The organism is Pseudomonas reidholzensis (genome assembly GCF_900536025.1).
In the GTDB taxonomy this organism is placed as follows: Bacteria; Pseudomonadota; Gammaproteobacteria; order Pseudomonadales; family Pseudomonadaceae; genus Aquipseudomonas; species Aquipseudomonas reidholzensis.
This window is the reverse complement of sequence record NZ_UNOZ01000002.1, coordinates 290,555-312,052: the sequence shown is the minus strand read 5'-3', so window position 1 is coordinate 312,052 and position 21,498 is coordinate 290,555. Positions and strand designations below refer to the sequence as shown.

Below are 21,498 nucleotides of genomic sequence, written 5' to 3'. Positions count from 1 at the left end.
TGCTATTATCGGCGCCACTTTTTATCGTTCACGCCTTCAACGAGTGAATCCATGAGCACCGACAAGACCAATCAGTCCTGGGGCGGCCGCTTCAGTGAGCCCGTCGACGCCTTCGTCGCCCGCTTCACCGCCTCGGTCGACTTCGACAAGCGCCTGTACCGCCACGACATCATGGGTTCGATCGCCCACGCCACGATGCTGGCGCAGGTCGGCGTCCTCAGCGATGCCGAGCGCGACACCATCATCGATGGCCTGAAGACCATCCAGGGCGAGATCGAGGCAGGCCAGTTCGACTGGCGCGTCGACCTCGAAGACGTGCACATGAACATCGAGGCGCGGCTGACCGACCGCATCGGCGTCACCGGCAAGAAGCTGCACACCGGTCGCAGCCGTAACGACCAGGTGGCCACCGACATCCGCCTGTGGCTGCGTGACGAGATCGACCTGATCCTGGCCGAGATCACCCGCCTGCAGCAGGGCCTGCTGGAGCAGGCCGAGCGTGAAGCCGAGACCATCATGCCCGGCTTCACCCACCTGCAGACCGCGCAGCCGGTGACCTTCGGCCACCACCTGCTGGCCTGGTTCGAGATGCTCAGCCGCGACTACGAGCGCCTGGTGGACTGCCGCAAGCGCACCAACCGCATGCCCCTGGGCAGCGCCGCGCTGGCGGGCACCACCTACCCGATCGACCGCGAGCTGACCTGCCAGCTGCTGGGCTTCGAGGCGGTGGCGGGCAACTCGCTGGACGGCGTTTCCGACCGCGACTTCGCCATCGAATTCTGCGCGGCGGCGAGCGTGGCGATGATGCACCTGTCGCGCTTCTCCGAAGAGCTGGTGCTGTGGACCAGCGCCCAGTTCCAGTTCATCGACCTGCCTGACCGCTTCTGCACCGGCAGCTCGATCATGCCGCAAAAGAAGAACCCCGACGTGCCGGAGCTGGTGCGTGGCAAGAGCGGCCGCGTGTTTGGCGCCCTCACCGGCCTGCTGACCCTGATGAAAGGCCAACCGCTGGCCTACAACAAGGACAACCAGGAAGACAAGGAACCGCTGTTCGACGCCGCCGACACCCTGCGCGACTCGCTGCGTGCCTTTGCCGACATGATCCCGGCGATCAAGCCGCGCCACGCGATCATGCGCGAAGCGGCGCTGCGCGGGTTCTCCACCGCCACCGACCTCGCCGACTACCTGGTGCGCCGTGGCCTGCCGTTCCGTGACTGCCACGAGATCGTCGGCCACGCCGTGAAGTACGGCGTCGACAGCGGCAAGGACCTGGCCGAGATGAGCCTGGACGAGCTGCGTCAGTTCAGCGACCAGATCGAGCAGGATGTGTTTGCCGTGCTGACCCTGGAAGGGTCGGTCAACGCACGTAACCACATCGGCGGCACCGCACCGGAGCAGGTGCGTATCGCCGTGGTACGCGGCAACGCACTGCTGGCTTCGCGCTAAGCGCCTGGGGCTGCCTTGCAGCCCCAACCCTCTCGAAGATCAGCGCTTGCTGCTGATCATCTCCAGGAACGCCGGCATCGCCGCGTCCTTGTCTGCACGAATCTTCGCCATGTGCGGGTTCGCACCCATCAATTCCAGCAACGCCTTGGCCTGCGGGAAGTCCTCCAGCAAGTCCAGGTTCAGTACCTTCTTGCCCACCGCATAGGCCAGGTCGACCGAGAAGACGAACATCAGGTCGGCAAGGGTCAGCTGATCGCCTGCCACATAGGGCGCGAACCTGCCATTGCGCTTGAGCGTGGCGAACCCGGCCAGCAGCTCGGCGCGGGCCTTCTCCTTGACCAGTGGCTCGACCGCCTGACCGAAGAACGCCTCGGCGTAGCAGGTGCGCGCTGGCAACTCGATGTACAGCTCGATTTCCTTGAGCAGCTCACGCACCTTGGCCTGGCCGAATGCGTCAGCCGGCAGCAGCGCCTTGCCGGGCTGGGTCTGTTCGATATAGTCGAGGATCACCCCGGTCTCACTGATGAAACCGTGCTCGGTCTGCAGCACCGGTACCTTGCCACGTGGGCTGATGGCCAGGGCCTGTGGGGTCTGGCCGGCGTAGAACGGTACTTCCTCGAACGGCAGGCCTTTTTCCAGCAGGGCCAGCTTGACCATGTTGTAGTAGTTGCTGACCGAGAATCCGTGAAGCTTGAGCATTGATACAGCCTCCAGGCCGTAAGGAAATGGCCTGGCTGTTATAGCCGCAAGCCCGCGCCCTGGCCAGTGTCATGCACGCCATGGATGGCCGCGCATTGCGCGGGCATGGCAAACTAGGCGCTTCACTACAGGAGCACCGCCATGAGCGAACCGCGCGACATCGACAGCAACGAGGAAGAAGACTTCGCCGAGGCTACGCTGATCCAAGCCATCGAAAACCAGATCGAGAGCGGCGAGCCGCCGGCCGCCAAGGCCACGTTCAACAAGCTGAGCCTGGTCGGTTACGAGCGTGAAGACATCCTCAACCTGATGGCCCACGTGCTGGCCATCGAGATCGACGCCCTGCTCGACGAGGACCGTGCCTTCAATACCGAGTGGTACGAAGCCGCCCTGCGCGCGCTTCCCGAGCTGCCACCTGAGCAAGATCAAGGCGACGACGCAAAAGCCTGACTACACTCGAGGATCAGGCACCGCCCGCGGTGCCCCATCCTTGTCTGGAAGTCAGGAGTTGCCATGTCCCTTAGCCCCGAACTGATCGCCGAACTGGAAGTCCTCGCCCTGTTCAACCTGGACAGCAGCCAGGAAGGCATCCAGGTGCACAACACCGCCTCCCCCACCCTTATCGCTGCCGCCAAGCGCCTGCATGAAAAAGAACTGACCGATCAGCCCGATGGTGGTTACCTGACCAGCCTGGGGCGTGATGCAGCGGAGCATGTGCAGGGCCTGCTGATCATTCTCAAAACCGCCGAGACCGCCTGACGCCCAGGCCTGCTCGACGTATGCCGGCGAGCAGGCCACAACCGGCGCTAGAAAACTGACGTCAGAAAAAGCCACGCAAGCCTTATCCCACTCCGCCACTCAGGCTAAACTCGGCGCAGCCCCTGGCCTGCCCCTGAGTGCGCAATGAACCACCCCCACGAAATCCGCCCTGACCTCGATGAAGGCATCGACCGCAAGGTCCTGGCCACGCTGCGCACACGTTTTCTGCGGATCAATCAGGGCCGTCTGGAGCGAGCGCTGGGGGGCCTGTCGACGCGCCAGCAGCAGGTGCTGACGCTGTTGCCGCTGCTGTTCCACGTCAATCACCCGCTGCTCCCCGGCTATGTGTCGGGCGCTACCCCGGCGGGTGTCTGCGGATACGAGCCCGAGGCCGAGCGGGTCGCCGAAGCGCAACGCCTGGCGCGCTCGTTCACTTACAAGCAGCGCCTGGGCAACGCACCACGGGCCATCCACGGCCTGTACCTGATGGGCAGCCTCGGCACCCTGGCCCAGGCCGAGCAGAGCGACCTGGACCTGTGGGTCTGCCACGCCCCCGGGCTGGGTGAGGCGGCAGTGGCCGAACTGCGGCGCAAATGTCAGCTGCTCGAGGCCTGGGCGGCCAGCCTGGGCACCGAGGCGCACTGTTTCCTGATCGAGCCGCAGGGCTTCGTACAGGGTGAGCGCGACAGCCAGTTGAGCTCCGATGACTGCGGCACCACCCAGCATTACCTGTTGCTCGACGAGTTCTATCGCACCGCGATCTGGCTGGCCGGGCGCACGCCGCTGTGGTGGCTGGTGCCGGTCTACGAAGAGTCCAACTACCCGGCCTACACCCAGACCCTGCTGTCCAAACGCTTCATCCGCGCCGAGCGCGACCTCGACCTCGGCCACCTGGCGCACATCCCTGCCGGCGAGTTCGTCGGTGCCGGGCTGTGGCAGCTGTTCAAGGGTATCGACTCGCCCTACAAGTCGCTGCTCAAGCTGCTGCTGACCGAGGTCTACGCCAGTGAGCATCCGGCGGTGCGCTGTTTGAGCCTGGACTACAAGCAGGCGGTGTTCGCCAACCAGCTCGACCTCGATGCGCTCGACCCGTACGTGATGGTCTACCGGCGCATCGAGCAGTATCTGCTGGGCCGCGGCGACAGCGAGCGGCTGGAACTGGTCCGCCGCAGCCTTTACCTCAAGGTCAACAAGAAGCTCAGCGGCCCTGGCCGCGCGCGCAGCACCGGCTGGCAGCGTCGCCTGCTGGCCCGGTTGGTCAAGGAATGGGGCTGGGACGAGCGCCAGCTTGCGCTGCTCGACAGCCGCAGCCAGTGGAAGGTGCGCCAGGTCGCCGTCGAGCGCCGCGAGCTGGTCGCCGAGCTCAACCACAGCTACCGCTTCCTCAGTCAGTTCGCCCGCGCCGAAAACGCCAGCAGCCGCGCTGACCAGCGTGACCTGAACGTGCTCGGCCGACGCCTCTACGCGGCGTTCGAACGGCGCGCCGGCAAGATCGAAGTGATCAACCCGGGGATCGCCCCGGACCTCGCCGAAGACACCCTGACGCTGGTCCAGTCAGCCATCCGCAAGGAGCCCGGCGGCCATTCCTGGGGGCTGTACAACGGCAACCTCGGCGCGCATGAGTGGGAGCACTTCACGCCCATCAAGCGCTGCCGCGAGCTGCTCGAACTGCTGACCTGGGCGCACCGCAACGGGGTTATCGACAGCACCACGCGGCTGGCGCTGCACCCCGGCGTCAGCGACCTGAGCGAGTTCGAGCTGTTCAACCTGATGGGCAGCCTGCAGCAGAGCATCGCCCTGCCGCTGGAGGCGGTCAGCGAGGTGCGCTTGCTGCAGCCGAGCGTGGCCGACGAGATCCTCCTGCTGGTCAACGTCGGCGTCGATCCGCTGCGCCATCACCGCGACCTGAACATCCTCATGACCACCGAGCGCACCGACTCGCTGAGCTACGCCGGGGTGCGCGAAAACCTGGTGCTGACCGTCGACCAGGTCACCCTCAACAGCTGGAACGAGGTGCTGGTCCAGCGCTTCGAGGGCGAACACGCCCTGATGCGCTGCCTGCGCGACTTCCTCAACAGCCTCGGCCAGCGCAGCCATCGCCCGCGGCTGCGGGTGCGCTGCTTCTGCCATAACCGCGCCCAGGCGATCGCGCAACGGGTCGAAGCGCTGTTCGACACCGCCCAGTTGCTGCTCGACCAGGGCCTGAACCACCGCTACCTGGTGCAGATCGCCCAGCACACCCACGCCCTCGAGCTGTTGCCTGGCCATGTGACCCTGGCGACGCTGACCGGGCATGACCAACTGCTCGACTACCTGGGCGAGGAGCGCGGCGCCTACAGCCCGCTGCACCTGGATGGCAACGCCCTGCAGGACCACGACCTGCCGTGGGTCATCGAGCAGGGCCAGGCGCAGTGCATCCAGGTGTTCTACCGCCTGTTCGAGGGGTGGGCCGAGCTGTATGTGCTGGATGAATTCAATGCGCTGTGGCAGCAGCGCCTGCCGCTGGACGAGGAAAGCCACCTGCTGTTGCCGCTGCAACGCTTCCTGCGCTCGGTGGTGATGCGCCACGATGCGCGGCTGCCACTGGACAACCTGCAGCAGGCGTCGCTGGAGATTTTCTACTATCAGCTGCTGCCCTCCGCTGCCGGCAAGGTGCGCAGCCTGGAACCACGCCCGGCGCCGCTCGACAGCAGCGCCCAGCCCTACTACGAGGTGCAGGCGATCATCCAGGCGGGGGTCGGCGAGGCGGTGCACATCACGTTGTATTGCGACCAGCAGGAGTTTTCCGAACTGGACCATGGTGATCAGCTGTATGCCGTGGTGGCGCGGCAGATTCTTGGCCAGCGGCGCAGTGCCGGCAGCTACCGCTGCTACATCACTGACCTCGACCTGTCGGAGCTGCTGGCCGACGAGCAGGGCTCGACCTGCCTGTACCTGCGTTACAAGCGCGAGCTTGAGCAGGCATTGAATGATGGGCTGGAGCAGTTGCAGGCGTCGCTGCAGCCCTGAGACTGCCTAGGGCTGCCTGGCAGCCCCAGAATCTCGGACTCAGAGATCGAAATCGCCCGCGGCTTCTGGCTGGTACTCGACCGCCAGCAACTTCAACTTCAGGGTCTTGCCCGCCGGCGCTGGCCAGTCGATCTGGTCGCCTACCGACAACCCCAGCAACGCACAACCGATCGGCGCCAGAATCGACACGTTGCCCTCAGGCCCGGCATCCTTCGGGTACACCAGGGTCAGGTGATAGTCCTTGCCACTGGCTTCCTCGCGGCAGTGCACGCGCGAGTTCATGGTCACCACGCCGGCCGGGACCTCCTCGTGGCCCACGACCTTTTCGGCGCGGTCCAGCTCGGCCTGCAGGGCGAGCACACCCGGCGCGCTTTCATCGAGGCCTTCGAGCAGGCGCTCGAGACGCTGCACGTCCAATCGGGTGAGGATGAGGGAAGGTTTGCTGCTCATGATCCAGTCAGACTCCGTGTTCAACAGGCAATTTGTTAGGCGCAGATAAAGCAAAACCCCGCCCAAGGGCGGGGTTTTGAATGCTTTCGGCAGCGCCGACGCAGAGCCCGACAGTACCACAGCGGGGTAAATACTCAAGCCCGTGCGCGCAGTGCCTCGGCTTCGCGGCAGATCTGCCGGCGGCGCTCGTCGTCGGCCGAGCGCCACTCGCGGATATGCTCGACGTGGCGCTGGCAGCCGGTGCAGACGCGCTGCTCGTCAAGGCGGCAAACGCTGATGCACGGTGACTTCACCGCAGGGCTGACATTGCTGTAGAGCGGCTTGGGCGGCCGCGGCTGCTCGCTCATCTCAGATCTCGTCGAAGTCCAGCTTCTCGCCGGCACGTTCCCAGACGATGCGCTCGAGCATCTCGCCGAGCAGCTCGTCGGTCTTCTCGCAGGTCCACTTGCGGCTCTCTTCGTCGTAGTCGAAGTGGAACCCACCGGACTTGTCTGCCAGCCACAGCTGGCGCAGCGGCTCCTGGCGACTGAAGATCAGCTGGCTGCCGTTGTCGAACTTGATGGTCAGCACGCCGGCGGAGTTTTCCATGTCCAGGTCCAGGTCGGTTTCATCGAACAGGTCTTCCAGGGCCTGTTGGGTTGCGTCGACCAGGTCGTGGAAACGCGCTTCAGTCAAACTCATTGCAGGAACCTCGAAATTGGCTGCATCAGGCAAGCGGGGGAAGATACGGACGCTTGGCCCTGAATGCAAAGGATAACCCGATCGAGGGACCGGTAGCGCGCCGCCAGGCGGACCGGCCCTTGCATAGGCAATCAGGCAGGCGCTCGGTATACTCGGGCGCAATACTGCATATTTCAAGGATTTCGCCAATGAAGCGCCTGATTTCCTCCCTCGCGGCGCTGGTCGCGGTTGCCTGCCTCGTTTCGGCCTGCGGTCAGAAGGGCCCCCTGTACCTGCCTGAAGACGGCAAGGACGGCAAGGCCAACAAATCGCACCAGCACCAGCACGCTCAGCCCTCGCCGCAGCAAGCGCCGCAGCCAGAGCAAGATCCCGAGCAGCCCGCGCAGTAAGGAAACCAGATGAACGCTTTCAACTACCGCGACGGCCAGCTGTTCGCGGAAGGCGTGGCCCTGTCGGCCATCGCCGAACGGTTCGGCACGCCGACCTACGTCTACTCGCGCGCCCACATCGAGGCGCAATACCGCAGCTACACCGATGCCCTGCAAGGCGTCGAGCACCTGGTGTGCTTCGCGGTCAAGGCCAACTCCAACCTCGGCGTGCTGAACCTGCTGGCGCGCCTCGGCGCCGGCTTCGACATCGTCTCCGGCGGTGAGCTGGAGCGCGTGCTGGCCGCTGGCGGGCGCGCCGACCGCGTGGTGTTCTCCGGCGTCGGCAAGACCCGTGAAGACATGCGCCGCGCCCTCGAAGTGGGCGTGCACTGCTTCAACGTCGAATCGACCGACGAGCTGGAGCGCCTGCAGGTCGTTGCCGCCGAGCTGGGCAAGGTCGCCCCGGTCTCGCTGCGGGTCAACCCGGACGTCGACGCCGGTACCCACCCGTACATCTCCACCGGCCTCAAGGAAAACAAGTTCGGCATCGCCATCGCCGATGCCGAAGAAGTCTACGTGCGCGCGGCGCAGCTGCCGAACCTGGAAGTGGTCGGCGTCGACTGCCACATCGGCTCGCAGCTGACCACCCTGGAACCCTTCCTCGATGCCCTCGACCGCCTGCTGGCGCTGATCGACCGCCTCGGCGAATGCGGCATCCTGCTGCGCCACCTGGACCTGGGCGGCGGCGTCGGCGTGCGCTATCGCGACGAACAGCCACCGCTGGCCGGCGAGTACGTCAAGGCCATCCGCGAGCGCGTCGGCAACCGTGACCTGGCCCTGGTGTTCGAGCCCGGCCGCTACATCGTGGCCAACGCCGGCGTCCTGCTGACCCGCGTGGAATACCTCAAGCACACCGAACACAAGGACTTCGCCATCGTCGATGCGGCGATGAACGACCTGATCCGCCCGGCCCTGTACCAGGCCTGGATGGGCGTCAGCGCCGTGCAGCCGCGCGGCGGCGAAGGCCGTGCCTACGACCTGGTCGGGCCGATCTGCGAAACCGGCGACTTCCTCGCCAAGGACCGCGTACTCGACCTCGCCGAGGGTGACCTGCTGGCCGTCGAGTCGGCGGGCGCCTATGGTTTCGTCATGAGCTCGAACTACAACACCCGTGGCCGCTGTGCCGAGGTGCTGGTCGACGGTGACCAGGCCTTCGAGGTGCGTCGCCGCGAGACCATCGCTGAACTGTTCGCCGGCGAAAGCCTGCTGCCGGAGTGAACCCATGCTGCTGCGTTTTACCAAGATGCACGGCCTGGGCAACGACTTCATGGTCCTCGACCTGGTCAGCCAGCACGCGCACATCCAGCCCAAGCACGCCAAGCAATGGGGTGACCGGCACACCGGCATCGGTTTCGACCAGCTGCTGATCGTCGAGGCGCCGAACAACCCGGACGTCGACTTCCGCTACCGGATCTTCAACGCCGACGGTTCCGAGGTCGAGCAGTGCGGCAACGGTGCGCGCTGCTTCGCGCGCTTCGTGCTGGACAAGCGCCTGACCGCGAAAAAGCTGATCCGCGTCGAGACCAAGAGCGGCATCATCGAACTGGACGTGCGTAACGACGGGCAGATCTGTGTCGACATGGGCCCGCCGCGGCTGAACCCGGTCGATATCCCGTTCCAGGCGCCTGAGCAGGCCCTGAGCTACGCCCTGGACATCGACGGCCAGAGCTACCCGATCGCCGCCGTATCCATGGGCAACCCGCACTCTGTACTGCGCGTCGATGACATCCTCAGCGCGCCGGTGCACGCGTTGGGGCCGAAGATCGAAAACCACCCGCGCTTCCCGCAGCGGGTCAACGCCGGCTTCATCCAGGTCATCGATCGCCACCGCGCCAACCTGCGGGTGTGGGAACGTGGCGCCGGTGAAACCCAGGCTTGCGGCACCGGCGCCTGCGCCGCGGCCGTAGCCGCCATCAGCCAGGGGTGGATGGATTCGCCCGTGTCCCTCGACCTGCCGGGCGGCCGCCTGAGCATCGAGTGGGCTGGCCCCGGCCAACCGGTGTTGATGACCGGCCCGGCCGTGCGTGTCTACGAAGGACAGGTTCGTCTCTAACCGAGTAACCGCCATGACCGATCAGCCACAGGTTGCACCCGAACAGACCACCGACCTCGATGCCGAGGCGGTGGTTGCCTACCTGCGTGCCCACCCGGCGTTCTTTGCCGAGCACGACGAGCTGCTGCTCGAGCAGCGCATCCCCCACCAGCGTGGCGACAGCGTGTCGCTGGTGGAGCGCCAGCTCAAGCTGCTGCGCGACCGCAACATCGAGATGCGCCATCGGCTGTCGCAACTGATGGACGTGGCCCGGGACAACGACCGGCTGTTCGACAAGACCCGTCGGCTGATCCTCGACCTGCTCGATGCGAGCAGCCTGGAAGACGTGGTGATGGCCGTCGAAGACAGCCTGCGCCAGGAATTCCAGGTGCCCTTCGTCAGCCTTATCCTGTTTGGCGAAAACCCCATGCCGGTCGGCCGCTGGGTCAGCAACGCCGAAGCCCAACAGGCCATCGGCGCGCTGCTCGGCACTGGCAAGACGGTCAGTGGCAATTTGCGCGAGCACGAACTGGCCTTCCTGTTTGGCGAGGCGCAAAGCAAGGAAGTCGGCTCCAGCGCCGTGGCCACCCTCGAGTACCAGGGTGTGCATGGCGTGCTGGCGATCGGCAGCCGCGATCCACAGCATTACAAGAGCACGGTCGGCACGCTATTTCTCAGCTACATCGCCGAAGTGCTCGGGCGCACCGTCCCGCGCCTGACCCAGACCCTGCGCCCGGTGCGCTGATGGAGCGCCAACTGGAGGCTTATTGCGCACACCTGCGCAACGAGCGCCAGGTATCGGTGCACACCCAGCAGGCCTATCGCCGCGACCTGGCCAAGGTCCTCGACTACTGCAACAGCCAAGGCATCGCCAGCTGGCGCGACCTGCATATCCAGCAGCTGCGCCAGCTGGTCGCGCGCCAGCACCATCACGGCCAGTCGGCGCCGAGCCTGGCCCGGCTGCTGTCGGCGGTGCGCGGCCTGTACCGCTACCTCAACCGCGAAGGCCTGTGCGAGCACGACCCGGCCAACGGCCTGGCGCCGCCCAAGGGCGAACGCCGCCTGCCCAAGGTGCTGGACACCGACCGTGCCCTGCAGCTGCTCGAAGGCGGCGTCGACGACGACTTCATTGCCCGCCGTGATCAGGCCATCCTCGAGCTGTTCTATTCGTCGGGCCTGCGCCTGTCGGAGCTGGCCAACCTCGACCTCGAGCACCTCGACCTGGCCGCCGGCCTGATCCAGGTCCTTGGCAAAGGCAGCAAGAGCCGCGTATTGCCAGTCGGCCGCAAGGCCCGCGAGGCACTGCAGGAGTGGCTCAAGCTGCGCGGCATCAGTGCCCCACGGGACAACGCGGTGTTTCTCAGCCGCCAGGGCCGGCGCCTCGGTCAACGGGCCATCCAGTTACGCGTGAAGGCCGCCGGCGAGCGCGAGCTCGGCCAGCACCTGCACCCGCACATGCTTCGCCATTCCTTCGCCAGCCACCTGCTGGAATCGTCCCAGGACCTGCGCGCGGTGCAAGAGATGCTCGGCCACGCCGACATCAGCACCACGCAGATCTACACCCACCTGGACTTCCAGCACCTGGCCGCGGTGTACGACAGCGCCCACCCCCGGGCCAAACGCAGCAAAGGCACAGACTCATGAGCATCAAGCTGATCACCTTCGACCTGGACGACACCTTGTGGGACACCGCGCCGGTGATCCTCAGCGCCGAGACCGTCCTGCGCGACTGGCTCGAGGCCAACGCGCCGCGCCTGGGCGGGGTGCCGGTCGAGCACCTGTTCGCCATCCGCGAACGCCTGGTGCAGGCCGAGCCGGGCCTCAAGCACCGCATCAGCGCCCTGCGCCGGCGCGTGCTGTTCCACGCCCTGGCCGAGGTCGGCTACAGCGAGCAGCAGGCCCAGGCGCTGGCCAATGAAGGCTTCGAGGTGTTTCTCCACGCGCGGCACCAGGTCGAGGTATTCCCCGAGGTGCAGCCGGTGCTGGAGATCCTGCGCCACCGCTACACCCTCGGCGTGGTCACCAATGGCAATGCCGACGTCAGCCGCATCGGCCTGGCCGACTACTTCAAGTTCGCCTTGTGTGCCGAGGACCTGGGGATCGGCAAGCCGGACCCGGCACCGTTCCTCGAGGCGCTGAAACGCGGTGAGGCCGACGCCGCTGCCGCCGTGCACATCGGCGATCACCCTGGCGACGACATCGCCGGGGCCCAGCGCGCCGGTTTGCGCGCGGTGTGGTTCAACCCGCAGGGCAAGCCCTGGACCGGCGAGCACGCGCCGGATGCAGAGATCCAGCGGCTGTCACAGCTGCCCGAGGTGCTCGCCCGCTGGCGCTGACGCCAGCGACCGCTGCCCGCGTGCCTTGCCAAGGCATGGCCCACAAAAAAGCCCGCAGCGACGGCGGGCTCTTTTGCAATCAACCACTCAGATAGGGCGGCTGCCGTACTTGTTGTCCGGCTTCTTGGGCGGATCGGCGACCACATTGGCCTCCACTTCCTGCACCTTGCCACCGCGCGACAGGAACTCGTCCATCGCCTTGGCCAGCGCATCACGCTCTTTCTGCTTGGCTTCCATGCTCGGCATCTCGTCTACCGAGACAGCCGCCTTGGACTTGCCCTTGGCAACCGGTGCCGGGCTATCGTCGCCAGCGTCTTCGGCGCTGTCGTCAGCCGCAGCCTCGAGGCCCTCATCAGCCTCGTCATCGTCGCCTACTTCGAGGTCATCATTTTCCAGATCGTCGTCGCTCATGTTCTACCTCATGACTTGCGAAAAGCAGGTTAGTTATAGACCAGTGCAGCCGTAGACCGGCAGCCACCAGTGAAAATTCAACTGGCCGTGGGTTGGCCACTGCCTTGGGCAGCCGTCGCCTGATGAGCGGCGGCGCCGTTCAAGCCCTACTCCTGGCAGGGCCTGACGAAATCCTTGAGCTTCCCTGCTGGCCATACGCTACTGGCAAGCCTAGCAAAGGGTAGCGGGGTGTGCGGGCTACATCGTGCAACACCCTACGGCGCGCATTCTAGCGTGCTCGCAGAAAAAGCAAAGCTCCATAAACGCCCTGCGCCGTGTAAGTTTTTGCCATGCGTCACGAACGTGAGGGATAAACCGTTTGCTCTACGCGATCGTGCGAAATTCAGGCAAAAAAATGCCCGGCGAACCGGGCAAGTTTTTCCAGCGGGGTGGTTACAGGTTGTAGCCACGCTCGTTGTGTTGAGCCAGGTCGAGGCCGACCGACTCTTCTTCTTCGTTGACCCGCAGGCCCATCACCACGTCCAGCACCTTGAGGATCACGTAGGTGACGATGGCGGTGTAGACCACGGTGAAGATCACGCCTTTGGCCTGGATCCAGAACTGTGCAGCGATGTCGGTGACTTCACCGAAGCCGCCCAGCGCAGGGGCTGCGAAGATGCCGGTGAGCAAGGCACCGATGATGCCGCCGATCCCGTGTACGCCGAAGGCGTCCAGCGAGTCGTCATAGCCCAGCTTGCGCTTGAGGCTGGTGGCGCAGAAGTAGCAGATCACGCCCGAGGCCAGGCCGATCACCAGGGCGCCCATCGGGCCCACGGTGCCAGCGGCCGGGGTAATTGCCACCAGGCCGGCAACCACACCCGAGGCGATGCCCAGTGCGCTGGGTTTGCCGTGGAAGATCCACTCGGCGAACATCCAGCCCAGCGCCGCAGCGGCGGTGGCGATCTGGGTGACCAGCATGGCCATGCCGGCAGTGCCGTTGGCGGCAGCGGCGGAGCCGGCGTTGAAGCCGAACCAGCCGATCCACAGCATCGCGGCGCCCATCAGGGTGTAGCCGAGGTTGTGCGGGGCCATCGGGGTGGTCGGGTAGCCTTTGCGCTTGCCCAGCACCAGGCAGCAGACCAGGCCCGCGATACCGGCGTTGATGTGCACCACGGTGCCGCCAGCGAAGTCCAGTACGCCCCAATCCCACATCAGCGCGCCGTCACCGCTCCAGACCATGTGCGCGATCGGCGCATAGACCAGGGTGAACCAGACGGTCATGAAGATCAGCATCGCCGAGAACTTCATCCGCTCGGCGAAGGCACCGACGATCAGCGCCGGGGTAATGATCGCGAAGGTCATCTGGAAGGTGATGAACACTGCTTCCGGGAAGTTTGCGGTCAGGCTGTCAGGCGTGACGCCATTGAGGAAGGCCTTGGAGAAGCCGCCCACGAAGGAACTGAAGTTGAGAACGCCCTTTTCCATACCGGTGGTATCGAACGCCAGGCTGTAGCCGTAGACCATCCACAGGATGCTCATCAGGCCAGTAATGGCAAAGCACTGCATCATCACCGACAACACGTTCTTCGAGCGGACCATGCCGCCGTAGAACAGGGCCAGGCCCGGGATGGTCATGAACAGTACCAACGCCGTCGCAGTGAGCATCCAGGCGGTGTCGCCGGAGTTCAGTGTAGGGACAGCTTCCTCGGCCAGGGCGAGGCCTGGCATTGCGAGGGACAATAGGGCTCCTAGCCCTGCGATCTGACGCAGAGTCATGTTGTTTTCTCCTGGGGCGTTGGGTTTGGTGAGGCTTGGGGCGTTGCTTAGATCGCGTCGGTATCGGTTTCGCCGGTACGGATGCGGATCGCCTGCTCCAGATTGACTACGAAAATCTTGCCGTCACCGATCTTGCCGGTGTTGGCGGCCTTGGTGATGGCCTCGATTACCCGGTCCAGATCCTTGTCGTCGATGGCGACGTCGATCTTCACTTTAGGCAGGAAGTCGACCACGTATTCCGCACCGCGATACAGCTCGGTGTGGCCCTTCTGCCGGCCGAAGCCTTTGACTTCGGTAACGGTGATGCCCTGCACGCCGATTTCCGACAGCGACTCGCGCACGTCGTCCAGCTTGAACGGCTTGATGATGGCAGTGACTAGCTTCATGAAACTCTCTCCCGATTTGGTGGACTTGCCCCAGGAAAACAAACCCGTCTCAAGTCTAAGCGCAGTGCCCGGCTTTGTAACGCATCGTTGGCACCCTCATCGAAGCCGATGACTGCCTCGACGGCAACCAACAGCCTGGCGGCGACGCCTGCGCACTGCCTGGTCACAAGGAACTGCATCAGTGCATGGCTCGCAATGGTCTTTGCAGAAACCTTGCCAGGTCGCGCAAACCGCCAGAAAACAACTGGTTGCGCGAATTACAGGGGATTGGCCAGTCGCCACTAGGGAAAACATGCACAACTTTGGTGCGCGCGCTTCAGGGGCACTGCGCAAAAAGTGTGCAAGCCTGGGGCGAAAAGGTGGCGTGCTACACTGGCGCTCTTTTATCGATCAAGCGGACAGCCCACCATGCTCGCGCCCAAAGCCCTCCTCGACGCCCTCAGCGACCAGGCCTCGCGCCTGTTCAGCGGCGACACCGCGCAGCCGCGCGCCGAACTCGAAAGCCAGTTCAAGATGCTCATGCAGAGCGCCTTCAGCAAACTCGACCTGGTCAGCCGGGAAGAATTCGACAGCCAGATGGTCGTCCTGGCGCGCACCCGCGCCCGCCTCGAAGCGCTGGAGAAGCAAGTCGCCGAGCTGGATGCTCGGATGGCACCCGTGGCTGCAAAGCCAGCAGCGACAGATCCGCAGGAAGACACCACGACGGCCTGACCTAGGCGGGAAGTGCGGGAGAGAGTTGCTGCCACCGGCACACTGGGAAACACTTTTTATCCCTCAATTATCTTGTTAGGTATAAATTATACCTAGAGAGATAATTGAGGATAATTCGATGAGCCCTTCCCGCCCAATCTTCAAACGAGGCCAATTGGCCAAGGCACTTGCCGATGACCTGGCTGGCGAATCGCTCATCGACTACAGCTCGGGGATGTTTCTCGCAGCCCCACGCCGCACCGGTAAGAGCACCTTCCTCAACAATGACCTGATCCCCGAATGTAGCAGTCGGGGTTGGCTGCCAGTCTATGTCGATCTCTGGGCAGATCGCGGGGCCAACCCCGCCGCCCTGATCAGCACCGCCATCGGCACCGCGCTTGGCCAGTATCAAAGCGGGTTCGAGAAGGCTGCGAAGAAAGCCGGTATCGACAAGATCAACCTGCTGCGGACGCTGAGTTGGGATTTCAGCAAACCACACCTTCCCGAAGGCACCACGCTGGCTCAGGCGCTGGACGTGCTACACGCGGTGGCTGGCAAGATGATCGTGCTGGTGGTTGATGAGGCCCAGCATGCCCTCAATAGCGACAGCGGCACCAACGCCATGTTCTCGCTCAAGGCAGCCCGCGATCAGCTCAACCGAGGCGATCGCCCGGATGGACTGCGCCTTGTCTTCACCGGCTCGAGCCGAGATAAACTGGCCAACCTGGTACTCAAGAGCAAACAGCCTTTCTACGGTGCGACCATTACCCCTTTCCCCCTGCTGGGCGATGACTTCGTTGCGTTCATGACAGGTGTGTGGAACCAGCGCCTGGCGGCTACCAACCAATTCAAGGCCGAGGATCTGGCATACGCATTCGACCTCGTCGGCAGACGCCCGGAGATGCTCGCAACGCTGCTCGCGGAGGTCAGCTTGGGCTTGGGCGAAGCCGGCAATCTCGGCGAGTTGCTGCGCACCGGCGCGCTAAATCACCAGGCTGGCGTGTGGTGCGATTACGAGAGCGCCTTCAACGACCTCTCCCCCTTGCAGCAGGCGGTGCTGGAGGTGATGGCGCGACGTGTTATCGACCAGCAGGCTTTTGCGCCTTTCAGTGAGCAGACCTTCGCCCAGGTTAACCGGCAGTTAGAGCTCGCACAGCAAGAGCCGAACGCAACCGCGCCCAATGTGCAGAAAGCGCTGGACGTGCTCCGCGAGCAGGAGCTGGTATGGAAGGCCAACCGGGGTGAGTACGCGCTGGAGGACTCCGCCATGGCCAAGTGGCTGACCAGAACATAGGCCCTGCAATCCTCGGCAAAACCTCGACTCACTCTTTCCAGTCGCCCAAACCGCACCCCGCTACGCTTTGAAAGCCGCAGGACGCGGCCCCTCTCAGCGACCACGGAGTGTCCATGTCCCTTGCCCTTGTCCACAGCCGCGCCCAGGTCGGGGTGCAGGCGCCGGCGGTCAGCGTCGAAACCCATCTGGCCAACGGCCTGCCCAGCCTGACCCTGGTGGGGTTGCCAGAAGCCACGGTGAAAGAAAGCAAGGACCGGGTGCGCAGCGCCATCGTCAACTCCAACCTCAAGTACCCAGCCCGACGGATCACCCAGAACCTCGCCCCGGCCGACCTGCCCAAGGATGGCGGGCGCTACGACCTGGCCATTGCGCTGGGCATTCTCGCCGCCGATGGCCAAGTGCCGGCGCCGCCCTTGAACGACATCGAATGCCTCGGCGAACTGGCGCTGTCGGGCGCCGTGCGTGCGGTGCAGGGCGTGTTGCCGGCGGCCCTGGCGGCGCGCGATGCCGGCCGGGCACTGGTGGTGCCGCGCGACAACGCCGAGGAGGCGAGCCTGGCCAGCGGGCTGGTGGTGTATGCGATCGGGCATCTGCTGGAGCTGGTCGCGCATCTCACGGGGCAGGTGCCCTTGTCGCCCTACGCGGCCAATGGGCTGGTGCTGCAGAGCAGGCCCTACCCCGACTTGAGCGAGGTGCAGGGGCAGGTGGCGGCGAAACGGGCGCTGCTGGTGGCGGCGGCCGGGGCGCACAATCTGCTTTTCACCGGCCCTCCGGGCACCGGCAAGACCTTGCTCGCCAGCCGCCTGCCGGGGCTGCTGCCGCCGCTGGATGAGCACGAAGCGCTGGAAGTGGCGGCGATCCAGTCGGTCAGCGGGCGTACGCCCTTGAGCAGCTGGCCACAGCGGCCATTCAGGCACCCTCACCACTCCGCTTCAGGGCCGGCGCTGGTGGGGGGTGGCAGCCGCCCGCAGCCGGGTGAGATCACCCTCGCCCACCATGGCGTGCTGTTTCTCGATGAGCTGCCCGAGTTTGAACGACGGGTGCTCGAGGTGCTGCGCGAACCGCTGGAAAGCGGCGAGATCGTGGTGGCGCGGGCCAAGGACAAGGTGCGCTTCCCGGCGCGCTTTCAACTGGTCGCGGCCATGAACCCCTGCCCTTGCGGCTACCTGGGCGATCCCAGCGGGCGCTGTCGCTGCAGCACCGAGCTGATCCAGCGCTACCGCAACAAGCTGTCCGGGCCGCTGCTCGACCGCATCGATCTGCACCTGACCGTGGCGCGCGAAAGCACCGTGCTGACCTGTGAGCCCAGTGGCGAGTCCAGCGCCAGCGTGGCCAAGGTCGTAGCCGAGGCGCGCGAGCGCCAGCAACGCCGGCAGGGCTGTGCCAATGCCTTTCTCGACCTGAAGGGGCTGCGCCGCCATTGCCTGCTGAGCGCAGAGGACCAGCGTTGGCTGGAGAGCGCCTGCGAACGCCTGAGCTTGTCGCTGCGCGCAGCGCACCGGCTGCTCAAGGTGGCGCGGACCCTGGCCGACCTCGAGCAGGCCGAGGTGATCGGCCGCCAGCACCTTGCCGAGGCGCTGCAGTACCGGCCTGGCAGTTGAGCGAGGCTGCGTTCAGCGAGGCAGCTTCACCACCCACGGTCCAGGGCCGGTGAGCGCCAGGCCACCGTACAGGACCAGGAACAGCCAGGCGAACTGGCCCTGTTCCAGGCTCCACGCCGGGTGCACCACCACCAGCGCCACCAGCAGCACGCCGAGCACCGGCAGGCACGCCAGGCGGGCGCCGATGCCGAGGATCAGCAGCAGCGGGCAGAACACTTCGGCGAACACCGCAAGCCCCAGGGTCAGGCTTGCGCCCAGGCCAAACGGGTCTTCGATGCGTTGCAGCTCGCCGCTCCAGTCGAGAAGTTTCGGCAGGCCGTGGATCACCAGCAGGAGGACTGCGGCGGCGACTCGCATAAACAGCAAACCGGCCGCGGGGAGCCAGGGCGAATGGAGCAACGGGAGATTTGGCAGGCGGGCCATGGGGAGCGTCTCGGCAAGTCGATCAACTGCCGACTTTGCCGTGGCTGGCCAAGGATTGCTTGAGCGGATGTGCTCACCTGGGCCGGGACCGGGGCTGTGCAGAACCCCGATAAAACTCGCCGGGGACGGCTGTGGAAGGTGGCGAAACGCCATTCAGGTAGAGACGTAGTCGTGCGATATATCTGAAATAATTGGCAACATTTGCAGGATAATTTTAGTTGTACGATATCCTACCAACTGTGTTCGACTGCGCCGGCTCTCACTACAAAAATAACGGAGACACCATCGATGACGAGCATTCCTTCGGTTGAGGGCAAAGCTGCCACGCCCTCGCAAAGTCGCCTTTCCCGGGTAGTCAAACTGCTCGGGCCGGGCATCATTGCCGTGCTGTCCTGGCTCGGTGCAGGTGATCTGATCACTTCATCGGTGGCCGGCGCCAACTACGGCTACGCCATGATGTGGGTGCTGGCCGTTTCGCTGCTGCTGCGCTATCTGATCGTCAACATCATCGCCCGTTTCCAGCTGTGCAATAACCAGGGGATGACCATCCTCCAGGGTTACGCGCAACTGCACCCGGTGTTTGCCTGGTTCATGCTGGGCTACGCGCTGATCATGGGCCACCTGATGAACGCCTACATGATCAAGGGCGCTGGCGAATCCCTGGCCATGCTGCTGCGCATCGACTACCCGCTGCTGTGTTCGATGGCCGTGGTCCTGGCCGTGTGGATGCTGGTCGGGCGCAATATCTACTCGATGATCGAAGGGGTGATGAAAGCCCTGCTGGCGATCATGACCCTGGCCTTCCTGGCCCTTGCGGTGATGTCTGGCCCGGACGTGGTCGGCATCGTCAAAGGCACCATCGGCTTCAGCATCCCAGCGGACGAAGGCGTGCACGGGGCCATGCTGGTGGCGGTGTCGGTGATCGGCGCAGTGGCCGGTTCGGTGGCCAACTTCGTGCACCCGTATGTCATGCGCCAGAAAGGCTGGGTCGGCCCGCAGCACAAGCGCGTGCAGCGCAATGACCTGCTGTTTGCAGTGTTCGTCGGCATCGTCATCAACCTGGCGATCTGGATTGTCGGCGCCGAAATCCTGCGGCCGAACGGCATCGAAGTGAACACCCTGGCCGACCTCGGCAAGGCGCTGGAAATGTTCTTCGGCCCGATTGGCTGGTACGTGTTCTTCATCGGCGTATTCGCGACCCTGTTCGCGAGCATCTCGGGCAAGACCACGGCCTTCCCGATGCTGATCACCGATGCACTGCAGCATGTGCAACCCAAGCGTCGCGAGCGCTACGGCAAGGAGTTCCACAAGGACCCGGCACACCGTTGGTTCATGCTGTTCATCCTGGTGACGCCGCTGGTCTGGTCGATCCCGGGCATGCCTGATTTCGTCACCCTGACCATTGGTGTCAGCGCGCTGAACATCATTGGTCTGCCGGTGATCTCGCTGGGCCTGTTGATCATGTCCAACCAGAAGTCGCTGCTGAGCAAAGAGTACCGCAACAACCTGTTCGAGAACGTCGCGCTGGCCTTCGCCACCGGCCTGGCGCTGTGGGTAGCGTTCCAGCTGGGCGTCGACCTGTTTAGCTGAGTCATCGTACAACGCTGTATTGGGGCCGCGCTGCGGCCCCTTTTCCGTGGCAACGTTGCCCCTCAGGGCACTCGATGGGGCTGTCGGCTAGCGCCGACGCAACGCCAACCCGATCGCCTCGAGCAACGCCTCCTCACTGAACGGCTTGCGCAGACACGCCACCGCCCCTTCGCGCATCGACTGCACCAGCCCATCGTCATTCCAGTGCGCCGACATGCAGATCACCGGCAAGCCCCACCCCAGCAGCGCCAGCTCGCGCTGGATCTCCAGGCCACCGAGCCCCGGCATCTTCAGGTCAAGCAGGGCACACCCCGCCTCACGCGCCTCATCCGACGCCAGAAACTCCCCACCGGAGGCAAACAGGAACGTGCCGAAGCCCGCCGAGCGCAGCAGGTTGGCCAGGCTTTTGCGCACCGACGCATCATCATCGACGATGCACACCGATGCCCTGTCGCCTGCGCCCACGCCATTCATGCGGCGCCCTGGCCCTCGGCGCGGCTGTCGATGACGTTGTGCATCGACACCAGGTCGACCAGCGAGCGCGACTGCATCTTGTTCATGATGTTCTTCTTGTGCACCTTGGTGGTCACTTCGCTGGTACCGATTTCTTTGGCGATCTGCTTGTGCGACAGGCCGCTGACCACCAGCGAAAACACCTGCCGCTCACGGGTGGTCAGGCGCCCGTACTTGTCCTTGACCTGGCGCGCATGCTGCCAGGCACGGCCCGCACTCACCGCACGGGCACGCACGGTGTCGAGCAGGTCGAGCAGCTGCTGCTCGTCGAACGGCTTGGTCAGCACCTCGATGGCGCCGGCGCGCATGGCCTGCACGGTCATCGGAATGGTCCCATAGCCGGTCATGAACACCACCGGCCAGGGCAGGTCGAGCTTGCCGAGCAGGTCCTGCAACTCAAGGCCGGTAGCCGCCGGCAGGTTGATGTCGAGCAACAGGCAGGCGTAGGGCGTGTCCCACTGGGTCTGCAGCAGCTCTTCGGCCGAGGCGTACAGGCGATGGGCGATGCCTTGCGCGCGGAACAACCGGCCCAGGGCGTTGCGCACCGACGGGTCGTCGTCGACCACCAGCACCGGCACCGACGCGCCATCCTCGCCCGGCGCCAGCGCCTCGGCATCGAGTTTGAACGCCTCGGTGTGGGTGTTTGCGAACGAGGCCTGCTCGCCCGCAGGATCGGTCGCCAGCCGATAGCCGCGGCGCGCGACGGTCTGGATCAGGCGCTTGTCGCCGAGCATCTTGCGCAGCAGCGAGACCTGCACCTGCAGGTTGTTGTCCTCGACCACGGTGCCGGCCCAGACCTGGCTGAACAGCTCGTCCTTGCCGACCACCCGGCCATTGGCGCGGATCAGCATGGCCAGCACTTCGAAGGCGCGGCCACCGAGCGGCAATGGCTTGCCGTCGAGGAAGGCCTCTCGTCGCTCCAGCGACACCAGCGCATTGCCTAATCGGATCATGATCGTCTCGAATCTCACAGGCCATGGCGGTCGCGCAGCCCC

At 64.8% G+C, this 21,498-nt stretch carries 24 protein-coding genes; 14 read left to right on the top strand and 10 right to left on the bottom strand.

Features of this window, described 5'->3' with window-relative positions:
* Positions 1 to 51: 51 nt before the first annotated feature.
* A complete protein-coding gene (gene argH / locus CCOS865_RS01580) occupies positions 52 to 1,446 on the top strand; it encodes an argininosuccinate lyase (RefSeq protein ID WP_119137261.1) in 1,395 nt (464 codons plus the stop codon).
* A gap of 39 nt (positions 1,447 to 1,485) precedes the next feature.
* Here the strand turns inward: argH and CCOS865_RS01575 are convergent, their stop codons facing one another.
* Positions 1,486 to 2,145: a glutathione S-transferase family protein gene (locus CCOS865_RS01575; protein ID WP_119137259.1), complete on the bottom strand. Its 660-nt coding sequence runs from the start codon at positions 2,143 to 2,145 to the stop codon at positions 1,486 to 1,488.
* A gap of 141 nt (positions 2,146 to 2,286) precedes the next feature.
* Between CCOS865_RS01575 and CCOS865_RS01570 the strand changes: the two genes are divergently transcribed.
* The 3 genes from CCOS865_RS01570 to CCOS865_RS01560 all read left to right on the top strand — a co-directional run bounded on the left by CCOS865_RS01570 (position 2,287) and on the right by CCOS865_RS01560 (position 5,913).
* Complete coding sequence (locus CCOS865_RS01570) at positions 2,287 to 2,595, top strand: hypothetical protein (protein ID WP_119137257.1); 309 nt, start codon at positions 2,287 to 2,289, stop codon at positions 2,593 to 2,595.
* 63 nt (positions 2,596 to 2,658) lie between these two features.
* Complete coding sequence (locus tag CCOS865_RS01565; RefSeq protein WP_119137256.1) at positions 2,659 to 2,904, top strand: TIGR02647 family protein; 246 nt, start codon at positions 2,659 to 2,661, stop codon at positions 2,902 to 2,904.
* Between the two features lie 144 nt (positions 2,905 to 3,048).
* Positions 3,049 to 5,913, top strand: coding sequence for a class I adenylate cyclase (locus CCOS865_RS01560; protein WP_119137255.1), 2,865 nt, complete (start codon positions 3,049 to 3,051; stop codon positions 5,911 to 5,913).
* A gap of 39 nt (positions 5,914 to 5,952) precedes the next feature.
* Here CCOS865_RS01560 and rnk read toward each other — a convergent pair whose 3' ends face one another.
* The 3 genes from rnk to cyaY all read right to left on the bottom strand — a co-directional run bounded on the left by rnk (position 5,953) and on the right by cyaY (position 7,044).
* Positions 5,953 to 6,363 (bottom strand): nucleoside diphosphate kinase regulator, encoded by a 411-nt coding sequence (gene rnk / locus CCOS865_RS01555; protein ID WP_119137254.1) that lies wholly within the window; start codon positions 6,361 to 6,363, stop codon positions 5,953 to 5,955.
* A gap of 134 nt (positions 6,364 to 6,497) precedes the next feature.
* Entirely contained in the window at positions 6,498 to 6,710 is a 213-nt protein-coding gene (locus CCOS865_RS01550; RefSeq protein ID WP_119137253.1) for a DUF1289 domain-containing protein, read from the bottom strand.
* A gap of 1 nt (position 6,711) precedes the next feature.
* A complete protein-coding gene (gene cyaY / locus CCOS865_RS01545) occupies positions 6,712 to 7,044 on the bottom strand; it encodes an iron donor protein CyaY (protein WP_119137251.1) in 333 nt (110 codons plus the stop codon).
* A gap of 188 nt (positions 7,045 to 7,232) precedes the next feature.
* On the opposite strand from cyaY, the gene lptM reads away from it, so the two are divergent.
* Genes lptM through CCOS865_RS01515 form a run of 6 tightly spaced genes read left to right on the top strand, consistent with a single transcriptional unit; the run spans position 7,233 to position 11,840 of the window.
* Positions 7,233 to 7,433, top strand: a complete 201-nt coding sequence (gene lptM, locus CCOS865_RS01540; protein WP_119137249.1) for an LPS translocon maturation chaperone LptM — start codon at positions 7,233 to 7,235, stop codon at positions 7,431 to 7,433.
* Between the two features lie 9 nt (positions 7,434 to 7,442).
* Positions 7,443 to 8,690 (top strand): diaminopimelate decarboxylase, encoded by a 1,248-nt coding sequence (lysA, locus tag CCOS865_RS01535; protein ID WP_119137247.1) that lies wholly within the window; start codon positions 7,443 to 7,445, stop codon positions 8,688 to 8,690.
* Positions 8,691 to 8,694: 4 nt separating this feature from the next.
* Positions 8,695 to 9,525, top strand: a complete 831-nt coding sequence (dapF, locus tag CCOS865_RS01530) for a diaminopimelate epimerase (protein ID WP_119137245.1) — start codon at positions 8,695 to 8,697, stop codon at positions 9,523 to 9,525.
* Between the two features lie 13 nt (positions 9,526 to 9,538).
* A complete protein-coding gene (locus CCOS865_RS01525) occupies positions 9,539 to 10,249 on the top strand; it encodes a DUF484 family protein (RefSeq protein ID WP_119137243.1) in 711 nt (236 codons plus the stop codon).
* Positions 10,249 to 11,148 (top strand): tyrosine recombinase XerC, encoded by a 900-nt coding sequence (gene xerC, locus CCOS865_RS01520; protein ID WP_119137241.1) that lies wholly within the window; start codon positions 10,249 to 10,251, stop codon positions 11,146 to 11,148. Before CCOS865_RS01525 ends, xerC begins: the two co-directional genes overlap by 1 nt.
* Entirely contained in the window at positions 11,145 to 11,840 is a 696-nt protein-coding gene (locus CCOS865_RS01515) for an HAD family hydrolase (RefSeq protein ID WP_119137239.1), read from the top strand. The genes xerC and CCOS865_RS01515 overlap by 4 nt, the downstream gene beginning before the upstream one ends.
* 87 nt (positions 11,841 to 11,927) lie before the next feature.
* Here the strand turns inward: CCOS865_RS01515 and sutA are convergent, their stop codons facing one another.
* The 3 genes from sutA to glnK form a co-directional block, all read right to left on the bottom strand.
* Positions 11,928 to 12,251 carry a transcriptional regulator SutA gene (sutA, locus tag CCOS865_RS01510; RefSeq protein WP_119137237.1) on the bottom strand — a complete coding sequence of 108 codons (324 nt, stop codon included), beginning with the start codon at positions 12,249 to 12,251 and terminating at the stop codon, positions 11,928 to 11,930.
* 432 nt (positions 12,252 to 12,683) lie between these two features.
* A complete protein-coding gene (locus CCOS865_RS01505) occupies positions 12,684 to 14,006 on the bottom strand; it encodes an ammonium transporter (protein WP_119137235.1) in 1,323 nt (440 codons plus the stop codon).
* Between the two features lie 47 nt (positions 14,007 to 14,053).
* Positions 14,054 to 14,392: a P-II family nitrogen regulator gene (gene glnK / locus CCOS865_RS01500; RefSeq protein ID WP_002555808.1), complete on the bottom strand. Its 339-nt coding sequence runs from the start codon at positions 14,390 to 14,392 to the stop codon at positions 14,054 to 14,056.
* 408 nt (positions 14,393 to 14,800) lie between these two features.
* On the opposite strand from glnK, the gene CCOS865_RS01495 reads away from it, so the two are divergent.
* The 3 genes from CCOS865_RS01495 to CCOS865_RS01485 all read left to right on the top strand — a co-directional run bounded on the left by CCOS865_RS01495 (position 14,801) and on the right by CCOS865_RS01485 (position 17,977).
* Positions 14,801 to 15,103 (top strand): accessory factor UbiK family protein, encoded by a 303-nt coding sequence (locus CCOS865_RS01495; protein ID WP_119137233.1) that lies wholly within the window; start codon positions 14,801 to 14,803, stop codon positions 15,101 to 15,103.
* A 118-nt stretch (positions 15,104 to 15,221) separates the two neighbouring features.
* Positions 15,222 to 16,376: an ATP-binding protein gene (locus tag CCOS865_RS01490; RefSeq protein ID WP_119137231.1), complete on the top strand. Its 1,155-nt coding sequence runs from the start codon at positions 15,222 to 15,224 to the stop codon at positions 16,374 to 16,376.
* A gap of 113 nt (positions 16,377 to 16,489) precedes the next feature.
* Positions 16,490 to 17,977, top strand: coding sequence for a YifB family Mg chelatase-like AAA ATPase (locus CCOS865_RS01485; protein ID WP_119137229.1), 1,488 nt, complete (start codon positions 16,490 to 16,492; stop codon positions 17,975 to 17,977).
* Between the two features lie 12 nt (positions 17,978 to 17,989).
* Here CCOS865_RS01485 and CCOS865_RS01480 read toward each other — a convergent pair whose 3' ends face one another.
* Positions 17,990 to 18,334, bottom strand: a complete 345-nt coding sequence (locus CCOS865_RS01480) for a DoxX family protein (protein WP_244216055.1) — start codon at positions 18,332 to 18,334, stop codon at positions 17,990 to 17,992.
* A 354-nt stretch (positions 18,335 to 18,688) separates the two neighbouring features.
* Here CCOS865_RS01480 and CCOS865_RS01475 point away from each other — a divergent pair, with 354 nt between their 5' ends.
* Positions 18,689 to 19,990 (top strand): Nramp family divalent metal transporter, encoded by a 1,302-nt coding sequence (locus CCOS865_RS01475; RefSeq protein ID WP_119137225.1) that lies wholly within the window; start codon positions 18,689 to 18,691, stop codon positions 19,988 to 19,990.
* Between the two features lie 87 nt (positions 19,991 to 20,077).
* Here CCOS865_RS01475 and CCOS865_RS01470 read toward each other — a convergent pair whose 3' ends face one another.
* On the bottom strand, positions 20,078 to 20,464 hold the full coding sequence (locus CCOS865_RS01470) for a response regulator transcription factor (RefSeq protein ID WP_244216054.1): 387 nt from the start codon (positions 20,462 to 20,464) through the stop codon (positions 20,078 to 20,080).
* Complete coding sequence (locus CCOS865_RS01465; protein WP_119137223.1) at positions 20,461 to 21,456, bottom strand: response regulator; 996 nt, start codon at positions 21,454 to 21,456, stop codon at positions 20,461 to 20,463. Before CCOS865_RS01465 ends, CCOS865_RS01470 begins: the two co-directional genes overlap by 4 nt.
* Between the last annotated feature and the right edge of the window lie 42 nt (positions 21,457 to 21,498).